Annotated in this window: 15 protein-coding genes and 2 tRNA genes; 11 read left to right on the forward strand and 6 right to left on the reverse strand. The window is 67.9% G+C overall.

Features of this window, described 5'->3' with window-relative positions:
- Positions 1-100: 100 nt before the first annotated feature.
- From dnaN to AC5Y4Z_RS14785, 8 genes are all read left to right on the forward strand, one after another.
- Positions 101-1,300: a DNA polymerase III subunit beta gene (gene dnaN / locus AC5Y4Z_RS14750; protein ID WP_499965115.1), complete on the forward strand. Its 1,200-nt coding sequence runs from the start codon at positions 101-103 to the stop codon at positions 1,298-1,300.
- Complete coding sequence (gene recF, locus AC5Y4Z_RS14755; protein ID WP_499965117.1) at positions 1,301-2,461, forward strand: DNA replication/repair protein RecF; 1,161 nt, start codon at positions 1,301-1,303, stop codon at positions 2,459-2,461.
- Positions 2,458-3,012 (forward strand): DUF721 family protein, encoded by a 555-nt coding sequence (locus AC5Y4Z_RS14760; RefSeq protein ID WP_499965119.1) that lies wholly within the window; start codon positions 2,458-2,460, stop codon positions 3,010-3,012. The genes recF and AC5Y4Z_RS14760 overlap by 4 nt, the downstream gene beginning before the upstream one ends.
- 255 nt (positions 3,013-3,267) lie before the next feature.
- Positions 3,268-5,301 (forward strand): DNA topoisomerase (ATP-hydrolyzing) subunit B, encoded by a 2,034-nt coding sequence (gene gyrB, locus AC5Y4Z_RS14765; protein WP_499965121.1) that lies wholly within the window; start codon positions 3,268-3,270, stop codon positions 5,299-5,301.
- Between the two features lie 17 nt (positions 5,302-5,318).
- On the forward strand, positions 5,319-8,417 hold the full coding sequence (gene gyrA / locus AC5Y4Z_RS14770; RefSeq protein ID WP_499965123.1) for an intein-containing DNA gyrase subunit A: 3,099 nt from the start codon (positions 5,319-5,321) through the stop codon (positions 8,415-8,417).
- A gap of 101 nt (positions 8,418-8,518) precedes the next feature.
- Positions 8,519-9,364 (forward strand): DUF3566 domain-containing protein, encoded by an 846-nt coding sequence (locus tag AC5Y4Z_RS14775; RefSeq protein WP_499965125.1) that lies wholly within the window; start codon positions 8,519-8,521, stop codon positions 9,362-9,364.
- A gap of 174 nt (positions 9,365-9,538) precedes the next feature.
- Positions 9,539-9,612, forward strand: a tRNA-Ile gene (locus AC5Y4Z_RS14780).
- Between the two features lie 151 nt (positions 9,613-9,763).
- Positions 9,764-9,836, forward strand: a tRNA-Ala gene (locus AC5Y4Z_RS14785).
- A gap of 36 nt (positions 9,837-9,872) precedes the next feature.
- Here the strand turns inward: AC5Y4Z_RS14785 and AC5Y4Z_RS14790 are convergent.
- The 3 genes from AC5Y4Z_RS14790 to AC5Y4Z_RS14800 form a co-directional block, all read right to left on the reverse strand.
- On the reverse strand, positions 9,873-11,027 hold the full coding sequence (locus AC5Y4Z_RS14790) for a PPE family protein (RefSeq protein WP_499965127.1): 1,155 nt from the start codon (positions 11,025-11,027) through the stop codon (positions 9,873-9,875).
- Between the two features lie 5 nt (positions 11,028-11,032).
- Complete coding sequence (locus tag AC5Y4Z_RS14795) at positions 11,033-11,332, reverse strand: PE family protein (protein ID WP_499965129.1); 300 nt, start codon at positions 11,330-11,332, stop codon at positions 11,033-11,035.
- Positions 11,333-11,661: 329 nt separating this feature from the next.
- Complete coding sequence (locus tag AC5Y4Z_RS14800) at positions 11,662-12,213, reverse strand: TetR/AcrR family transcriptional regulator (RefSeq protein WP_499965131.1); 552 nt, start codon at positions 12,211-12,213, stop codon at positions 11,662-11,664.
- Positions 12,214-12,408: 195 nt separating this feature from the next.
- Here AC5Y4Z_RS14800 and AC5Y4Z_RS14805 point away from each other — a divergent pair, with 195 nt between their 5' ends.
- Positions 12,409-13,632: a cytochrome P450 gene (locus AC5Y4Z_RS14805; protein ID WP_499965133.1), complete on the forward strand. Its 1,224-nt coding sequence runs from the start codon at positions 12,409-12,411 to the stop codon at positions 13,630-13,632.
- On the opposite strand, the gene cwsA is transcribed toward AC5Y4Z_RS14805, so the two are convergent.
- Entirely contained in the window at positions 13,629-14,057 is a 429-nt protein-coding gene (gene cwsA / locus AC5Y4Z_RS14810) for a cell wall synthesis protein CwsA (protein ID WP_499965135.1), read from the reverse strand. The two genes, AC5Y4Z_RS14805 and cwsA, sit on opposite strands and share 4 nt — an antisense overlap.
- A gap of 108 nt (positions 14,058-14,165) precedes the next feature.
- Here cwsA and AC5Y4Z_RS14815 point away from each other — a divergent pair, with 108 nt between their 5' ends.
- Positions 14,166-14,714, forward strand: a complete 549-nt coding sequence (locus AC5Y4Z_RS14815; protein WP_499965137.1) for a peptidylprolyl isomerase — start codon at positions 14,166-14,168, stop codon at positions 14,712-14,714.
- 12 nt (positions 14,715-14,726) lie between these two features.
- On the opposite strand, the gene AC5Y4Z_RS14820 is transcribed toward AC5Y4Z_RS14815, so the two are convergent.
- Both AC5Y4Z_RS14820 and crgA read right to left on the reverse strand, forming a co-directional pair.
- Positions 14,727-15,152, reverse strand: a complete 426-nt coding sequence (locus AC5Y4Z_RS14820) for a PH domain-containing protein (RefSeq protein WP_499965139.1) — start codon at positions 15,150-15,152, stop codon at positions 14,727-14,729.
- A 155-nt stretch (positions 15,153-15,307) separates the two neighbouring features.
- On the reverse strand, positions 15,308-15,589 hold the full coding sequence (gene crgA, locus AC5Y4Z_RS14825; protein WP_066917062.1) for a cell division protein CrgA: 282 nt from the start codon (positions 15,587-15,589) through the stop codon (positions 15,308-15,310).
- Between the two features lie 98 nt (positions 15,590-15,687).
- Here crgA and AC5Y4Z_RS14830 point away from each other — a divergent pair, with 98 nt between their 5' ends.
- Positions 15,688-16,431 carry a DUF881 domain-containing protein gene (locus tag AC5Y4Z_RS14830; protein WP_499965141.1) on the forward strand — a complete coding sequence of 248 codons (744 nt, stop codon included), beginning with the start codon at positions 15,688-15,690 and terminating at the stop codon, positions 16,429-16,431.
- Positions 16,432-16,444: the final 13 nt, after the last annotated feature.

A 16,444-nucleotide genomic window follows, 5' to 3' on the forward strand; every position in this document is an offset into this window, starting at 1 on the left:
CTTTCAAGATGGCCGCAGAAGATCTACGGTTGTGGTTCGACCGCTAGCGACGGGCGGCTAGCCATCTCGGTTACGAACACTTGGCAGGTGAAGGGACGCTATGGACGCGGCGACGACAACAGCTGGCCTCACCGACTTGAAATTCCGCCTGGTGCGAGAGTCTTTCGCCGACGCGGTGTCGTGGGTGGCGAGGAACCTGCCGACCAGGCCGGCGGTACCGGTGCTGTCCGGGGTCCTGCTGTCCGGTTCGGACGACGGGCTGACGATTTCCGGATTCGACTACGAGGTCTCGGCAGAGGCCCAGGTCGCGGCCGAAATCGCTTCTCCTGGAAGCGTTTTGGTATCCGGCAGGCTGTTGTCGGACATCACCCGCGCGTTGCCGAACAAGCCCGTCGACTTCTACGTCGATGGCAATCGGGTCGCGTTGACCTGCGGAAACGCCAGGTTTTCATTGCCGACGATGCCGGTCGAGGACTATCCGACGCTGCCCGCGCTGCCGGAAGGTACCGGCACGCTACCCGCGGAGTTGTTCGCCGAGGCGATCAGCCAGGTGGCCATCGCCGCCGGCCGGGACGACACGTTGCCCATGCTGACCGGGATCCGGGTCGAGATTTCCGGCGACCGGGTGGTTTTGGCGGCGACCGACCGGTTCCGTCTTGCGGTTCGCGAGCTGACCTGGTCGGCGTTGTCGCCGGACATCGAGGCCGCGGTGCTGGTGCCGGCCAAGACGCTGTCCGAGGCCGCCAAGGCCGGCGCCGACGGGGATGAGGTTCGGCTGTCGCTGGGGGCCGGCGCCGGCGTGGGCCAGGACGGGTTGCTGGGTATCAGCGGCAACGGCAAGCGCAGCACCACGCGCCTGCTTGACGCGGAGTTCCCCAAGTTCCGGCAGCTGTTGCCGGCGGAGCACACGGCCGTCGCCACCATCGACGTCGCCGAGCTGACCGAGGCCATCAAGCTGGTCGCCCTGGTCGCCGACCGGGGCGCGCAGGTGCGGATGGAATTTTCCGACGGGACGCTGCGGCTGTCCGCCGGGGCCGACGACGTGGGTCGCGCCGAGGAGGATCTGCAGGTCGACTTCGTCGGCGAACCTTTGACGATCGCGTTCAACCCGACGTACCTGACCGACGGGCTGGCGTCGGTGCATTCGGAGCGGGTGTCGTTCGGTTTCACCACCCCGGGCAAGCCGGCATTGCTACGGCCGGCGCTCGCCGACGACAGCTCGCCGACCGACACCGGCCCCTTCCCCGCGTTGCCGACGGCCTACGTGTACCTGTTGATGCCCGTCCGGTTGCCCGGGTAGGTGTACGTCCGGCACTTGGGCCTGCGCGATTTTCGGTCCTGGGCGCACGTCGACCTCGAATTGCAGGCGGGCCGGACGGTATTCGTCGGCCCCAACGGGTTTGGCAAGACGAATCTGATTGAGGCCCTGTGGTATTCAACCACCTTGGGGTCGCACCGGGTCGGAACCGACGCGCCGCTGATCCGGGCCGGCGCGAACCGCGCGGTGGTCTCGACCATCGTCGTCAACGACGGCCGGGAATGCGCGATCGATCTCGAGATCGCGGCGGGCCGCGCCAACAAGGCCCGGCTGAACCGGTCACCGGTGCGCAGCACGCGCGAGGTGATCGGCGTGCTGCGGGCCGTGCTGTTCGCGCCCGAAGACCTGGCCCTGGTGCGGGGCGACCCGGCGGATCGCCGGCGTTACCTCGACGACTTGGCGACCGTGCGCAGGCCGACGATCGCCGCGGTGCGCGCCGATTACGACAAGGTGTTGCGGCAGCGTACGGCGCTGTTGAAGTCGCTGTCGGGGGCGCGCTACCGCGGCGACCGGGGCGCTTTGGACACCTTGGACGTCTGGGATAGCCGGCTGGCCGAGCACGGCGCCCAATTGATGGCGGCCCGCATCGATCTGGTGAACCAGTTGGCGCCGGAGGTGGAAAAGGCCTATCAATTGCTCGCCCCGGGATCGCGGCCCGCGTCGATCGCCTACCGCTCGAGCCTGGGCAACCAGGCCGGCTTGGAGGACGGCGACCCCACCGACCGGGAGTTCCTGGAGGCCGCCCTGTTGGCCGGGCTGTCGGCGCGCCGGGATGCGGAGCTGGAACGCGGGATGTGCCTCGTCGGTCCGCACCGCGACGATCTGGAGCTGCGGCTCGGCGACCAGCCCGCCAAAGGCTTTGCGAGCCACGGGGAATCGTGGTCGTTCGCGGTGGGTCTGCGCTTGGCGGCCTACGAGCTGCTGCGCGAGGACGGCGGTGACCCGGTGCTGTTGCTCGACGACGTGTTCGCCGAACTCGACGCTACGCGGCGGCGCGCGTTGGCGGCGGTGGCCGAATCGGCCGAGCAGGTTCTGGTGACCGCGGCGGTGCTGGAAGACATTCCGGCGGACTGGGACGCTAGGCGGGTGCACATCGATCTGCGCGACGACGACACGGGCCGGGTGTCGGCGGTGCTGTCATGACCGGCGACGGCGACGCGGAAACCGTGGACCGGCTCGGCGGGTTGAGAGGCATCGACCTGGTGCGGCGCACCCTCGAGGAGGCGCGTGCCGCGGCCCGCGCGCAAGGAAAGGACGCCGGTCGCGGGCGCGCGATGCCGTCGGGCCCGCGTCGCGTGGCGGGACAGCGACGGAGTTGGTCGGGCCCGGGCCCGGACGTTCGCGATCCGCAGCCGCTGGGCAGGTTGGCGCGCGAGCTGGCCAAAAAGCGCGGGTGGTCGGCGCACGTGGCCGAGGGCACGGTGCTGGGCCACTGGTCGTCGGTCGTCGGCCAGCAGATCGCCGACCACGCGACCCCGACCGCGCTCAACGACGGGGTGCTCAGCGTGACGGCGGAATCGACCGCCTGGGCCACCCAGCTGCGGATGATCCAGGCGCAGCTGTTGGCCAAGATCGCCGCGGCGGTCGGCAACGGCGTGGTGACGTCGCTGAAGATCACCGGCCCGGCCGCGCCGTCGTGGCGTAAGGGGCCGCGCCACATCGCGGGACGGGGTCCGCGCGACACGTATGGTTGAGGCGGCGTAACGGCCCGAACGATCCCCAGTCACGCCTTCATCAACAGGCGGCTGAGAGCCACCAGGACGACACGGACTCCTAGATTGCACGTCGGGACGCGCCCGGAAGAAAGAAATCGTGTGCACGGCGCGGTTAGCTGGGTAGAAACGCCGCCGGAGAAACGGTCCGGGGCCCCGATCACGGTAGAGTGATGGAATGCGACTGCTGCGGTGACCGGACCGCCCGCATGAAACCCCAAGGAGAGCATTCCGACCGTGGCTGCCCAGAAGAAGAAGCCCCAAGCCGGATACGGCGCCGAACAGATCACCGTTCTGGAAGGGCTGGAGGCCGTCCGCAAACGCCCGGGCATGTATATCGGCTCCACCGGCGAGCGTGGTCTGCATCACCTCATCTGGGAGGTGGTCGACAACTCGGTGGACGAGGCGATGGCCGGTTTCGCAAACCGGGTCGACGTCCGGCTGCTCGACGACGGCGGCGTCGAGGTGGCCGACAACGGCCGCGGTATCCCGGTGGCGATGCACGCCACCGGCGCCCCCACCGTCGACGTGGTGATGACCCAGCTGCACGCCGGCGGCAAGTTCGGCGGCGAGAACAGCGGCTACAACGTCAGTGGCGGTCTGCACGGCGTCGGCGTGTCGGTGGTGAACGCGTTGTCCACCCGGCTCGAGGTCGACATCGCGCGCGACGGGCACGAGTGGTCGCAGTTCTACGACCACGCCGTGCCGGGAACCCTCAAGCAGGGTGAGGCCACGAAGAAGACCGGGACCACCATCCGGTTCTGGGCCGATCCGGACATCTTCGAAACCACCGAATACGACTTCGAGACCGTCGCGCGCCGGCTGCAGGAAATGGCATTCCTCAACAAGGGCTTGACGATCGAGCTCACCGACGAGCGGGTGACCCAGGACGAGGTCGTCGACGAGGTGGTCAGCGACACCGCCGACGCGCCCAAGACCGCCGAGGAAAAGGCGGCGGAATCGACCGCGCCGCACAAGGTCAAGCACCGCACCTTCCACTACCCCGGCGGCCTCGTCGACTTCGTCAAGCACATTAACCGCACCAAGAACCCAATTCAGCAGAGCGTCATCGACTTCGACGGCAAGGGCGCCGGCCATGAGGTCGAAATCGCGATGCAGTGGAACGGCGGCTATTCGGAGTCGGTGCACACGTTCGCCAACACCATCAACACCCACGAGGGCGGCACCCACGAAGAGGGTTTCCGCAGCGCTCTGACGTCGGTGGTGAACAAGTACGCCAAAGACAAGAAGCTGTTGAAAGACAAGGACCCCAACCTCACCGGCGACGACATCCGGGAGGGCTTGGCCGCCGTCATCTCGGTGAAGGTCAGCGAACCGCAGTTCGAGGGTCAGACCAAGACCAAGCTGGGCAACACCGAGGTCAAGTCGTTCGTGCAGAAGGTGTGCAACGAGCAGCTCACGCACTGGTTCGAGGCCAACCCCTCGGAAGCGAAAACCGTGGTGAACAAAGCGGTCTCGTCCGCGCAGGCGCGGATCGCTGCGCGCAAGGCGCGAGAGCTGGTGCGGCGCAAGAGCGCCACCGATCTCGGCGGGCTGCCGGGCAAGCTCGCCGACTGCCGCTCCACCGATCCCCGGAAGTCCGAACTGTATGTGGTGGAGGGCGACTCGGCCGGCGGCTCGGCCAAGAGCGGCCGCGACTCGATGTTCCAGGCGATCCTTCCGTTGCGCGGCAAGATCATCAACGTCGAGAAGGCGCGCATCGACCGGGTCCTGAAGAACACCGAGGTCCAGGCGATCATCACCGCGCTGGGCACCGGGATTCACGACGAGTTCGACATCACCAAGCTGCGCTACCACAAGATCGTGCTGATGGCCGACGCCGACGTTGACGGCCAACACATCTCGACGCTGCTGCTGACGCTGTTGTTCCGGTTCATGCGGCCCCTGATCGAAAACGGGCACGTGTTCCTGGCGCAGCCGCCGCTGTACAAGCTGAAGTGGCAGCGCAGCGAGCCCGAGTTCGCCTACTCCGACCGCGAGCGCGACGGCCTGTTGGAGGCGGGCCTGAAGTCCGGCAAGAAGATCAACAAGGAAGACGGCATCCAGCGCTACAAGGGTCTCGGCGAGATGGACGCCAAGGAGTTGTGGGAGACCACCATGGACCCGTCCGTGCGGGTGTTGCGCCAAGTCACGCTGGACGACGCCGCGGCCGCCGACGAGTTGTTCTCGATCCTGATGGGCGAGGACGTCGACGCGCGCCGCAGCTTTATCACCCGCAATGCCAAAGACGTTCGCTTCTTGGACGTTTAAGGGAATTTAGGAAATAGATGACTGACACCACGTTGCCGCCGGGCGACGAAGCCGGCGACCGCATCGAACCGGTCGACATCCAGCAGGAGATGCAGCGCAGCTACATCGACTACGCGATGAGCGTGATCGTGGGCCGCGCGCTGCCGGAGGTGCGCGACGGCCTCAAGCCGGTACACCGCCGCGTGCTGTACGCGATGTACGACTCCGGGTTCCGCCCCGACCGCAGCCACGCCAAGTCGGCGCGGTCGGTGGCCGAGACGATGGGCAACTACCACCCGCACGGCGACGCGTCGATCTACGACACGTTGGTGCGCATGGCCCAGCCGTGGTCGCTGCGCTATCCGCTCGTCGACGGCCAGGGCAACTTCGGTTCGCCGGGCAACGACCCGCCGGCCGCGATGCGCTATTGCGTCTCAGGGGATGCGTTGGTGGCGCTGCCAGAGGGCCAATCGATCCGCATTGCCGATGTCGTCCCGGAAGCAAACCCGAACAGCGACAACGCCATTGATCTGAAGGTGCTCGACCGGCACGGCCTGCCGGTCTCGGCGGACCGGCTGTTCCACTCGGGCGAACACCCGACGTTTCGGGTGCGCACCGTGGACGGGCACGAATTGACGGGCACGGCCAACCACCCCTTGCTGTGCCTGGTGAATCTTGGTGGTGTGCCGACGCTTCTATGGAAGCTGATCGAAGAGATTCGACCGGGCGACTGGGCTGTCATGAGCGCCGAGCGTGGGGCCTATGGACGGAAAACGCCACGCGCGGCGTGCATAATCCCCACGGTCGACGAGGTACCCGGACTGGCCGAGTTCTTGCGCGTCCATGGGGATGACGCGGACGCGGCCGCCATCGCCACCGATCTCACCGACGGCCGCTTCTACTACGCGCGCGTCGCCTCGGTGACCGATGCCGGTGTGCTGCCGGTCTACAGCCTGCGCGTCGATACCGACGACCACGCATTCCTGACCAACGGGTTCGTCAGCCACAACACCGAAGCCCGGCTGACCCCGCTGGCGATGGAGATGTTGCGCGAAATCGACGAGGAGACAGTCGATTTCATCCCCAACTACGACGGCCGGGTCCAGGAACCCACGGTGCTGCCGAGCCGGTTCCCCAACCTGCTGGCCAACGGGTCGGGCGGGATCGCGGTCGGCATGGCGACCAACATCCCGCCGCACAACCTGCGCGAGCTGGCCGAGGCGGTGTTCTGGTGCCTCGAAAACCACGAGGCCGACGAGGAAGCCACGCTGGCCGCCGTCATGGAACGGGTCAAGGGCCCCGACTTCCCCACCTCCGGGCTGATCGTCGGCTCGCAGGGCATCGGCGATGCCTACAAGACCGGCCGCGGCTCCATCCGGATGCGCGGCGTTGTCGAGGTCGAAGAGGCCAGGGGCCGAACTTCTTTGGTGATCACCGAGTTGCCGTATCAGGTCAACCACGACAACTTCATCACCTCGATCGCCGAACAGGTCCGCGACGGCAAGCTCACCGGCATCGCCAACATCGAGGACCAGAGCAGCGACCGGGTGGGCTTGCGCATCGTCGTGGAACTCAAGCGCGATGCGGTGGCCAAGGTGGTGCTCAACAACCTCTACAAGCACACCCAGCTGCAGACCAGCTTCGGCGCCAACATGCTGGCCATCGTCGACGGGGTGCCGCGCACCCTGCGGCTGGACCAGATGATCCGCCACTACGTCGCGCACCAACTCGACGTCATCGTGCGGCGCACCACCTACCGGCTGCGCAAGGCCAACGAACGGGCCCACATCCTGCGCGGCCTGGTCAAGGCGCTGGACGCGCTGGACGAGGTGATCGCGTTGATCCGGGCCTCGGAGACCGTCGACATCGCCCGCGCCGGCCTGATCGAGCTGCTCGACATCGACGAGATCCAGGCCCAGGCGATCCTGGACATGCAGCTCCGCCGCCTGGCGGCCCTGGAGCGGCAGCGCATCATCGACGACCTGGCCAAGATCGAGGCCGAGATCGCCGACCTGGAAGACATCCTGGCCAAGCCGGAGCGCCAGCGCGGCATCGTGCGCGACGAACTCACCGAGATCGTCGACAAGCACGGCGACGACCGCCGCACCCGCATCGTGGCCGCCGACGGGGAGGTCAGCGACGAGGACCTGATCGCCCGCGAGGACGTCGTCGTCACCATCACCGAGACCGGGTACGCCAAGCGCACCAAGACCGACCTGTACCGCAGCCAGAAGCGCGGCGGCAAGGGCGTGCAGGGCGCCGGACTCAAACAGGACGACATCGTCAAGCACTTCTTCGTGTCCTCCACCCACGACTGGATCCTGTTCTTCACCACGCAGGGCCGGGTGTATCGGGCCAAGGCCTACGAGCTGCCGGAGGCGTCGCGGACCGCGCGCGGCCAGCACGTCGCCAACCTGCTGGCCTTCCAGCCCGAGGAGCGCATCGCGCAGGTCATCCAGATCCGCAGCTACGAGGACGCCCCGTACCTGGTGCTGGCCACCCGCAACGGCCTGGTGAAGAAGACCAAGCTGACCGACTTCGATTCCAACCGCTCGGGCGGGATCGTGGCGATCAACCTGCGCGACGGCGACGAACTGGTGGGCGCGGTGCTGTGCTCGTCGGAGGAGGACCTGCTGCTGGTCTCGGCCAACGGGCAGTCGATCCGCTTCTCGGCCACCGACGAGGCGCTGCGCCCGATGGGCCGGGCCACCTCCGGTGTGCAGGGCATGCGCTTCAACGCCGACGATTACCTGTTGTCGCTCAACGTGATTCGCGAGGATACGTACCTGCTGGTCGCCACGTCCGGCGGTTACGCCAAGCGGACCGCGATCGAGGAGTACCCGGTGCAGGGCCGCGGCGGCAAGGGAGTGCTGACCGTCCAATACGACCGCCGGCGCGGCAAGCTGGTGGGCGCGCTGATCGTCGACGACGACAGCGAGCTGTACGCGATCACCTCCGGGGGCGGCGTGATCCGCACGGCGGCGCGCCAAGTCCGCAAAGCGGGACGGCAAACCAAGGGCGTGCGGCTGATGAACCTCGGTGAGGACAACACGCTGCTGGCCATAGCGCGCAACGCCGAGGAAGCCGCCGACGAGGCGGTCGGGGACGCCGACGGCGAGGCGGATTCGGAAGGCTAGCCAGGTCACGATGCCGACGAAGCGGCGGTCCTGTGGGTACGGGCCCCGCTTCAGGCAATAGACTCGGCCCGACGACGCGCTAACAGTTCTAAGGAGTCGGGGTGACCTCACCGAACGAGCCGGGCGCCCCCAAACAGGGCGACGGCCTTAATGGGGACGGCGTGGCCGAGCGTGCCGGCGCGCACCGCGCGGCGCCCACGCAAGCCGGTCACAGCCAGGACGCCGGCGGTGCACCACCCCGACAGCGCGGCGGCGGTCGCCCGTCGCACGCGACCCAACGCGAGCCTGAACCCCACCCCGAGCCGAGGCCATCGGGCCCGCCGGCCGGCGCCGACGCCCGCCTGAACCGCTTCATCTCCGGCACCGCCGCCCCCGGCGCGGCCGCCGCTCGCGCCAAGGACGGACCACCCGCCGAGGCCTACGCCAGCGAGCTGCCCGACCTGTCCGGCCCGCTGCCGCGACCCCCGCAGCGCAAGCCCGCGCCGGATCGCGGCGCCGAGGGCTCGGGCCGGGCGGCGACCTCCGACGGCCCGGAAAACCGGGAAGCCCGCGACAACCGCGTCCAGGTGTCGCGGCGGACCCGGGGTCCCGTCCGGGCCAGCATGCAGATCCGCCGGATCGATCCGTGGAGCACGTTGAAGGTGTCCCTGCTGTTATCGGTGGCGCTGTTCTTCGTGTGGATGATCGCGGTGGCGTTCCTGTACCTCGTGCTCGGCGGCATGGGCGTGTGGGCCAAGCTGAACAGCAACGTCGGCGACCTGCTGAACAACACCAGCGGTAGCAGCGGCGAGCTGGTCTCCAGCAGCACGATCTTCGGCGGCGCCGTGTTGATCGGCCTGGTCAACATCGTCCTGCTGACGGCGATGGCCACCATCGCCGCGTTCGTCTACAACCTGGCCACCGATCTGATCGGCGGCATCGAAGTCACGTTGGCCGACCGCGACTAGCGGAGGTCCGGCCTCCGAGCATTCGCGAGAGTGCGCCTGGCGACGCATCGCCCGGGAGAAGGTGTCGGTAATTGCACTTTCGCGGAAGGCTGCCGGCGGGCCGGCGCGATCATGGGCTTTTGGGGGTGGGGCGGCGATTGCGGTAATCTCGTCGCTCGGCCATACGCGAAGTATGGGCCTATAGCTCAGGCGGTTAGAGCGCTTCGCTGATAACGAAGAGGTCGGAGGTTCGAGTCCTCCTAGGCCCACAACCATGTGCCCGTCCAGACGCTGCGTGAGACTTGCATTGCCACTGGCACTGGTCGCTGTAGCGGCGGCGGTGGTGCGGTCACGGCGCGGCGTCGAGGTCTGGCACGTGGCGGTGGCTGATCCAGCCGATCAGCCACCGACGCGCGACGAGGGGCCTTAGCTCAGTTGGTAGAGCACCGCCTTTGCAAGGCGGGTGTCAGGGGTTCGATTCCCCTAGGCTCCACCGATTTCTCCACCGATTTCGGCTGATTCGCTCGCGCTACCCGGCGGCTGGCGGCTTTGCCATCACCGCGGGCTTGAAGCCGTAGGTCGGAAGCATTCGCCCGTAACGGTTTCCGCCCATCGTCCCGAAGGGAGCCATCGGCAACGCGCCCATGCCTTCGGCCGCAGCCGGGGCCGCGGTGGCGTTGAGGGCCGCGACGCCCGGATTGGTCACCGCGCTCACCGGCGCCCAGCTCTGCGGCACCGACAACGCGCCCAGCGGAAGCGCTTTCCCCAGACCCGCCGCCGCCCCGCCGGCATTCGCCGCAACATTGGTCGCGCCCGCCGCGGCCGCCGGAGCCGCCGCCCCCTTGGCCGCCGACGCCGCCGCCGGGGCCAGACCCTTCACGAACGACGTCAGCGCGACGATCGCGTTCGTGCCCTGCGCCGTCGACGTGGCCGTGGGCATGAAACCGCTGATGTACTTGGTGTACAACGTGATGAAGTCGTCGATCGAGGTGTTGCTCGTGATGAAGTCGTCGATTGTCTTGCTGGAGAACGGCGCCGCCATCGTCTTCAACGCGGCGGTGATCGAATTCAGATTCGGCAACGAGCCCTGCACATCGGCCGCGGCGGAATTGCCCACGGCCGACGAGACCGCGGCGGCTTGCCGCGCCACCCCGGACGGATCGGCCACCTGCGGTGGCTGCTCGAAGTCGGTCAACTGCGAGGCCGCCGCCGACGAACTCGAATAGGCGTACATCGCCGCCGCGTCCTGAGCCCACATTTCGAAATACTCCCCCTCGGTGGCCGCGATCGCGGGGGCGTTTTGTCCCAGGAAATTCGTCGCGAGCAACGCCGCCAACAGCGCGCGATTGGCCGCGATGACCGGCGGGGGCACCGTCATCGCGAACGCCGTCTCGTGCGCGGCCGCCGCGGCCGCCGCCTGGGTCGCGGCGAGCTCGGAATGCGTTGCGCTGCTTTGCAGCCACGCCACGTAGGGGGTCGCGGCCGCCACCAACGACGTCGACGCCGGACCCAGCCACGGGCCGCTGGTCAGCGCGGAAATCACCGACTGGAACCCGGCGGCGGTCGAGTGCAAGTCGGCGGCGAGCTCGCCCCAGCCCGTCGAGGCGGCGACCAGCGAACCCGCACCCGGACCGGTGTACATCCGCCCGGAGTTGACCTCCGGGGGCAACAGCCCGTAGTCCATCGCGCTCAGCCCGCCGACGCCGCGTTGGCGGCTTCGGTCGCCGCGTACGAAGCCGCACCCGCCGACAGCGTGGCCACCAACAACTGCTGAATCACCGCCGCCTGAGCGCCCAGCGCCTGGTACCGCTGGGCATGGACGGCGAACTGCGCCGCGGTCAGGGCGGACACCTCGTCCGCCGCGGCGGGAACGACGCCGAGCGTCGGCGCGGACGCGGCCGCGATGCCGGCGTTCAACGTGTCACCGATGGACTGAAGATTGGCGGCGGCCGCGGCGAGTTTCTCCGGATAAGCGCTTACGAAAGACATCGGAGTTCCCTTTCAAAGTTTTGGTTGTCGCCACCGGACGATATAAGTAGCGCACCCCGCATCCCGCGGTTCTGATCAACACAGAACACACGTTGACCTGCGCACTTTCGTCAACGTTCACGCTGATTCAAATTTCCCGAATACCAAAACCCGCCCAATAGCCACAACCATATGAATTCGACACGGAACACAACAGAATTCGTATTGAAAAAGCGGCCGTGCGGCCGCAAGCTATGTGCGGCGTTTGAAATCGGGGCCCGCAAACAGTATTCGTCGGCGTGAAGATATGAATGCCGTGGGGATCCGGGTCCGATCCCCCTGTCGAACGATCACCCTTTCGCGTACGACGAGCCGAGGAAGCGTTGCACCAGCGCGCGTTCGGCCGCCGGGTCTTTGACGGGCCAGCACCACAGCGCCAGAAAGACGCGGATCAGCCACTGCGCGGCGAGCGGGTCGGGGTCATCCTCCCCGAGCATTTCGGCGGCCAGGGCGGTGACCGCGGGTGAGTTGGTGAGCCAGTCGTTGACGGGCGTCGCGTGTATCGACCGCATGAGGTAGGCCAGCGGATCGGAGCGCAGCCGCTGCAACGCGACGTTGGTGGCGGTCACCACCCGATCCGGGCCCTCGAGACCTCGGATGGCTTCCCGTGCGGCGTCCACGATGCGCACCGCATGGAGCGCGACGACGGCGTCGCGAATGGCCCCCTTGCCGCCGGCGTGGCGGTAAATCGTCGCGGGCGAGCAGTGAACAGTGGCCGCCAGGGCTTCGATCGTGAACGCCTCGTATCCCCGGCGAGCTATGAGGTCCGCGGCCGCGGTGTAAATCCGCGCGGTCGCTTCGCTGCGGCGATCGCGCCCCACCAACCAGTCGTCGCGCGGCATCCGTCCCACGCCCCTTCGCAGTAGTCGATGGAAATACTTCTCTCATTATGAGAATTTCCGACAGATAATTCTCAAGTCAATGCGCTGCTCGGGCCGGAGCCGGGCGCGCGCCCGCTACCGGTCCCGGGGCCGACGGCCCCTCAACTTCGCCACGACCCATTGACGCCGCAGGTCAGCGCGGCCGAGGGTGAACCCATGCCGGTCTTGGAGTCCCCGATCCGGTTCTTCGGCGCCGACGCGTTGCAGGACCCCTATCCGCTGTATGAGCGCATGCGCGCGGAGGCGCCGGTGCACCGCATCGGCGACTCGGTGTTCTACGCGGTGTGCGGCTGGGACGCGGTACTAGAGGCCGTCGAGCGGGTCGACGACTTCTCGTCGAATCTCACCGCGACCATGCTCTTCAACGACGACGGCACGGTCACGCCGTTCGACATGGCGCCGGCGGGACAGGCCGCGCACGCCCTGGCCACCGCGGACGACCCGACGCACGCGATCCATCGCAAGATCCTGCTCCCCCACTTGTCGGCCAAGCGCGTCCGGGTCATCGAGGAATTCGCCGCCGACACCGCCGACCGGTTGTGGGAGGAGAACCTTCGCGACGGCCAGATCGAGTGGATGAGCGCAATGGCCAACCGGTTGCCGATGATGGTGGTCACCAAGCTGCTGGGCCTGCCCAACGACGACGTCGACCGACTCATTCGGCTCGGCTACGCCACCACCACACTGCTCGACGGCATCGTCACCCCCGACCGGCTCGAGGAGGCGTTCGCCGCCGCGCTGGAGCTGTCGCAATACGTCGTGGCGCATTTCGAAAAGGCAAGCGCCGGCGCCGAATCCGGCCTCATCGCCGACCTGGCCGCGCGCTGCGCGGCGGGGGAACTAGAGCAGCTGCCGGCGCTGGGCATCATGCTCACGCTCTTCAGCGCCGCCGGCGAATCGACGGCATCGCTGCTGGGCAGCGCGGCGTGGATTCTCACCGATCGCCCCGCCATCCAACGCCAGCTGCGCGAAAACCCGGAATTGCTCGGCGCTTTCATCGAAGAGACGTTGCGCTTCGAGGCCCCGTTCCGCGGTCACTACCGGCACGTGTGGCGCGACACCACGCTCGCCGGGGTCGACGTGCCGGCCGGCGCACACCTGCTGCTGATGTGGGGGGCGGCCAACCGCGACCCGGCGCACTTCGACGCCCCGGACGAATTCCGCCTCGACCGCACCGCCACCAAAAGCCATGTCAGCTTCGGCAAGGGCGTCCACTTCTGCGTCGGCGCGGCACTGGCGCGCCTGGAGGCCCACATCGTGCTGCGCATGCTGCTCGCGCGCACGTCGTGGATCGAGGCGACCGACGTCGGGGAATGGCTGCCGAGCATCCTGGTCCGGCGCCGGGAACGCCTTCGGCTGGCCGTGACCCAGGCCCGCTAGGGGCGGGACTGCACGTCGACGCTCGGGGGGCGGGGCGACGGCTCCTCGGACCGCATCGAGCGGCGGACGATGCTGAACGCGACGGCTCCGCCCGCCAGGACGGCGACGGCGGCGCCGGCCAGCACCCAGGGGCGCGGCCTGCGGCGCTGGGAGCGGCGCGCGTCCTGCAGCGCCTGCGGCAGCCCCGAGACCACCTCTTGCGCGGCGGCCAGCTCCGAGGCCAGTGTCTCTTGGGCCGCGGCGATTTCGCGGGCGAGCCGGCCCTCCCGGTAGCGGCGGCGCAGCCCCGACGCGGTCGACTGCGCGGAGTGGGCTCCCAGCCCGACGAGCCCCCGCGTGACATCCACCGGTCCCACCGTCGAATAGGTCAATCCGCGGGCCAGTCGTTCGCGTGGGCTCAGCCGGGATTCCGTCTTCGCGCTCATCTCTGCCGCCCTTCTGTGCCGATCGTCCGGTGCCCCATCAGCCTGACACGCCCGGGCCCATTGTGCGCGCTCGTGTTTCGGTACCGAGTGCGGGCATGCCCGCGCGTGATGGCAGACTCTAAGCCCGTGACTAACAGCCCCATTCAGACCGCCACCGCAACGCTGCACACCAACCGCGGAGACATCAAGGTTGCCCTCTTCGGAAACCACGCGCCTAAGACCGTCGCCAACTTCGTCGGCCTCGCGCAGGGCACCAAGGAGTACTCGACGCAGAACGCCTCGGGCGGCCCGTCGGGCCCGTTCTACGACGGCGCCGTCTTCCACCGGGTGATCAGGGGCTTCATGATCCAGGGCGGCGACCCGACCGGCACGGGTCGCGGCGGTCCGGGGTACAAGTTCGCCGACGAGTTCCACCCCGAGCTGCAATTCGACAAGCCCTACCTGCTGGCGATGGCCAACGCCGGTCCGGGCACCAACGGGTCGCAGTTCTTCATCACCGTGGCCGACACGCCCCACTTGAACCGGCGCCACACGATCTTCGGTGAGGTGACCGACGCCGACTCGCAGAAGGTCGTCGACGCGATCGCGACGACCGCGACCGACGGCAACGACCGCCCCACCGAGCCGGTCGTCATCGAGTCGATCACGATCTCCTAGAGCGACTTCCGGTCAGCGGGGCTTACCGCCCGCGTAGCCGGCGGCCGTGAGCGCGTCGAGCACCGTCAAAGGGTCCGCCCCGAGGTCCCAACGCGAGAAGACCACCAGCCCACCGTCGACCGATTCGACCTCGAGCAGCCGCATCGTGCGCCCGTGGCGACGGAACTCGGTGATCCGGATGATCTTGATGCCGGAATGCTGCAATACCTGCGTTTTGAACCAGCCGCGCAGCACCAGCCCACCGGGGGTAATTGCCAGTCGGGGGCGCGCGCGCCACGTCATGCCCGCAAACAAGATCAGACCCGCCGCGGCAATGCCCCCCAAAATGCGGGCCGGCGCGTCTGTGACTACGGTCACACTAGCGGTAGCCATCAAAATGCCCGCGACGCCGCAACCAGCGATTCCCGCCGCGGGCGGCGCCCAATGTGTTTGCTGCATGGGCCGGCTAGCCCCTCCCACCACTGCCTATGCGGTTATCCACAAGCGCTATCAACAGTGGGGATAAATCACACGCGTGTGATTGGTTGACCGCAACGTTGCTGAGCCAGTTACAGAGGGACCCCAAGATGAATTCATTACCTCGGCGACCCGGCTCAGTGCCAGCGCATCGTGAGCAACAACCCGGTGATCATGAAGGCGAACGCGATGGCGTAGTTCCACGGGCCGAGTTGGGCCATCCAGTTCAGGGCCGCCGGCGCCTGGCTTCCGACCGCGGCCAATTGGAACACCATCAACCAGACCAGCCCGATCAGCATGAGGCCGACGAACAAACAGACGAACCAGACGCTGGACGGCCCGACCTTCACTTTCACCGGCGTGCGGCTGACCGCGCTGACGGTGAAGTCGTTCTTCTTCCGGACCTTGGATTTGGGCACGATTACCTCGGGGGTGCGACGATAACGGTGGCGGCTGCACGTAAAGCTCGCTACGAGACTAACCCACCTGCAACGCTGAGCAGGAAACGGAGAGTTCGATGACGGACACGCGCCGCTCCCCCTGGCGCTTCGGTGTCCCGTTGGTGTGCTTGTTGGCCGGGTTGCTGCTCGCGGCCACGCACGGGGTGTCCGGTGGCGCCGAGATCCGCCGCAGCGACGCGCCGCGCCTGGTCGATTTGGTCCGTGAGGCGCAGTCGTCGGTCAATCGCCTCCGCGCCGAACGCGACGAGCTGGCCAAGAAGATCGATGCGTCGCACGGCCGGTCCTCGGACGCCGCGCTGGCGGCGATGCTGCGACGCTCCGCCGAGTTGTCAGCCGAGGCGGGCATGGGCCCGGTCCACGGCCCGGGCCTGGTGGTCACCCTCCAGGACGCGCAGCGCGACGCCAACGGCCGCTTCCCCCGCGACGCGTCGCCCGACGATCTGGTGGTGCACCAGCAGGACATCCAGGCCGTCCTCAACGCGCTGTGGAGCGCGGGCGCCGAGGCGATCCAGATGCAGGACCAGCGGATCATCGCGACCTCGGTGCCGCGCTGCGTGGGCAACACGCTGCTGCTCAACGGGCGTACCTACAGCCCGCCCTACACGATCACCGCGATCGGCGACGCGGCGGCCATGCAGGCCGCGCTGGCCGCCGCTCCCCTGGTCGTCCTCTACAAGCAGTACGTGGTGCGGTTCGGCCTGGGCTATCACGAAGAGGTCAAACCCGACGTGCAGGTCGTCGGCCATTCCGAACCCGCCCGGACGCATTTCGCGCAGCCCGCGGGCCCGGTGGGGTACTGAGCGGCGCATCGGT

Source organism: Mycobacterium sp. NGS63 (assembly GCF_059812295.1).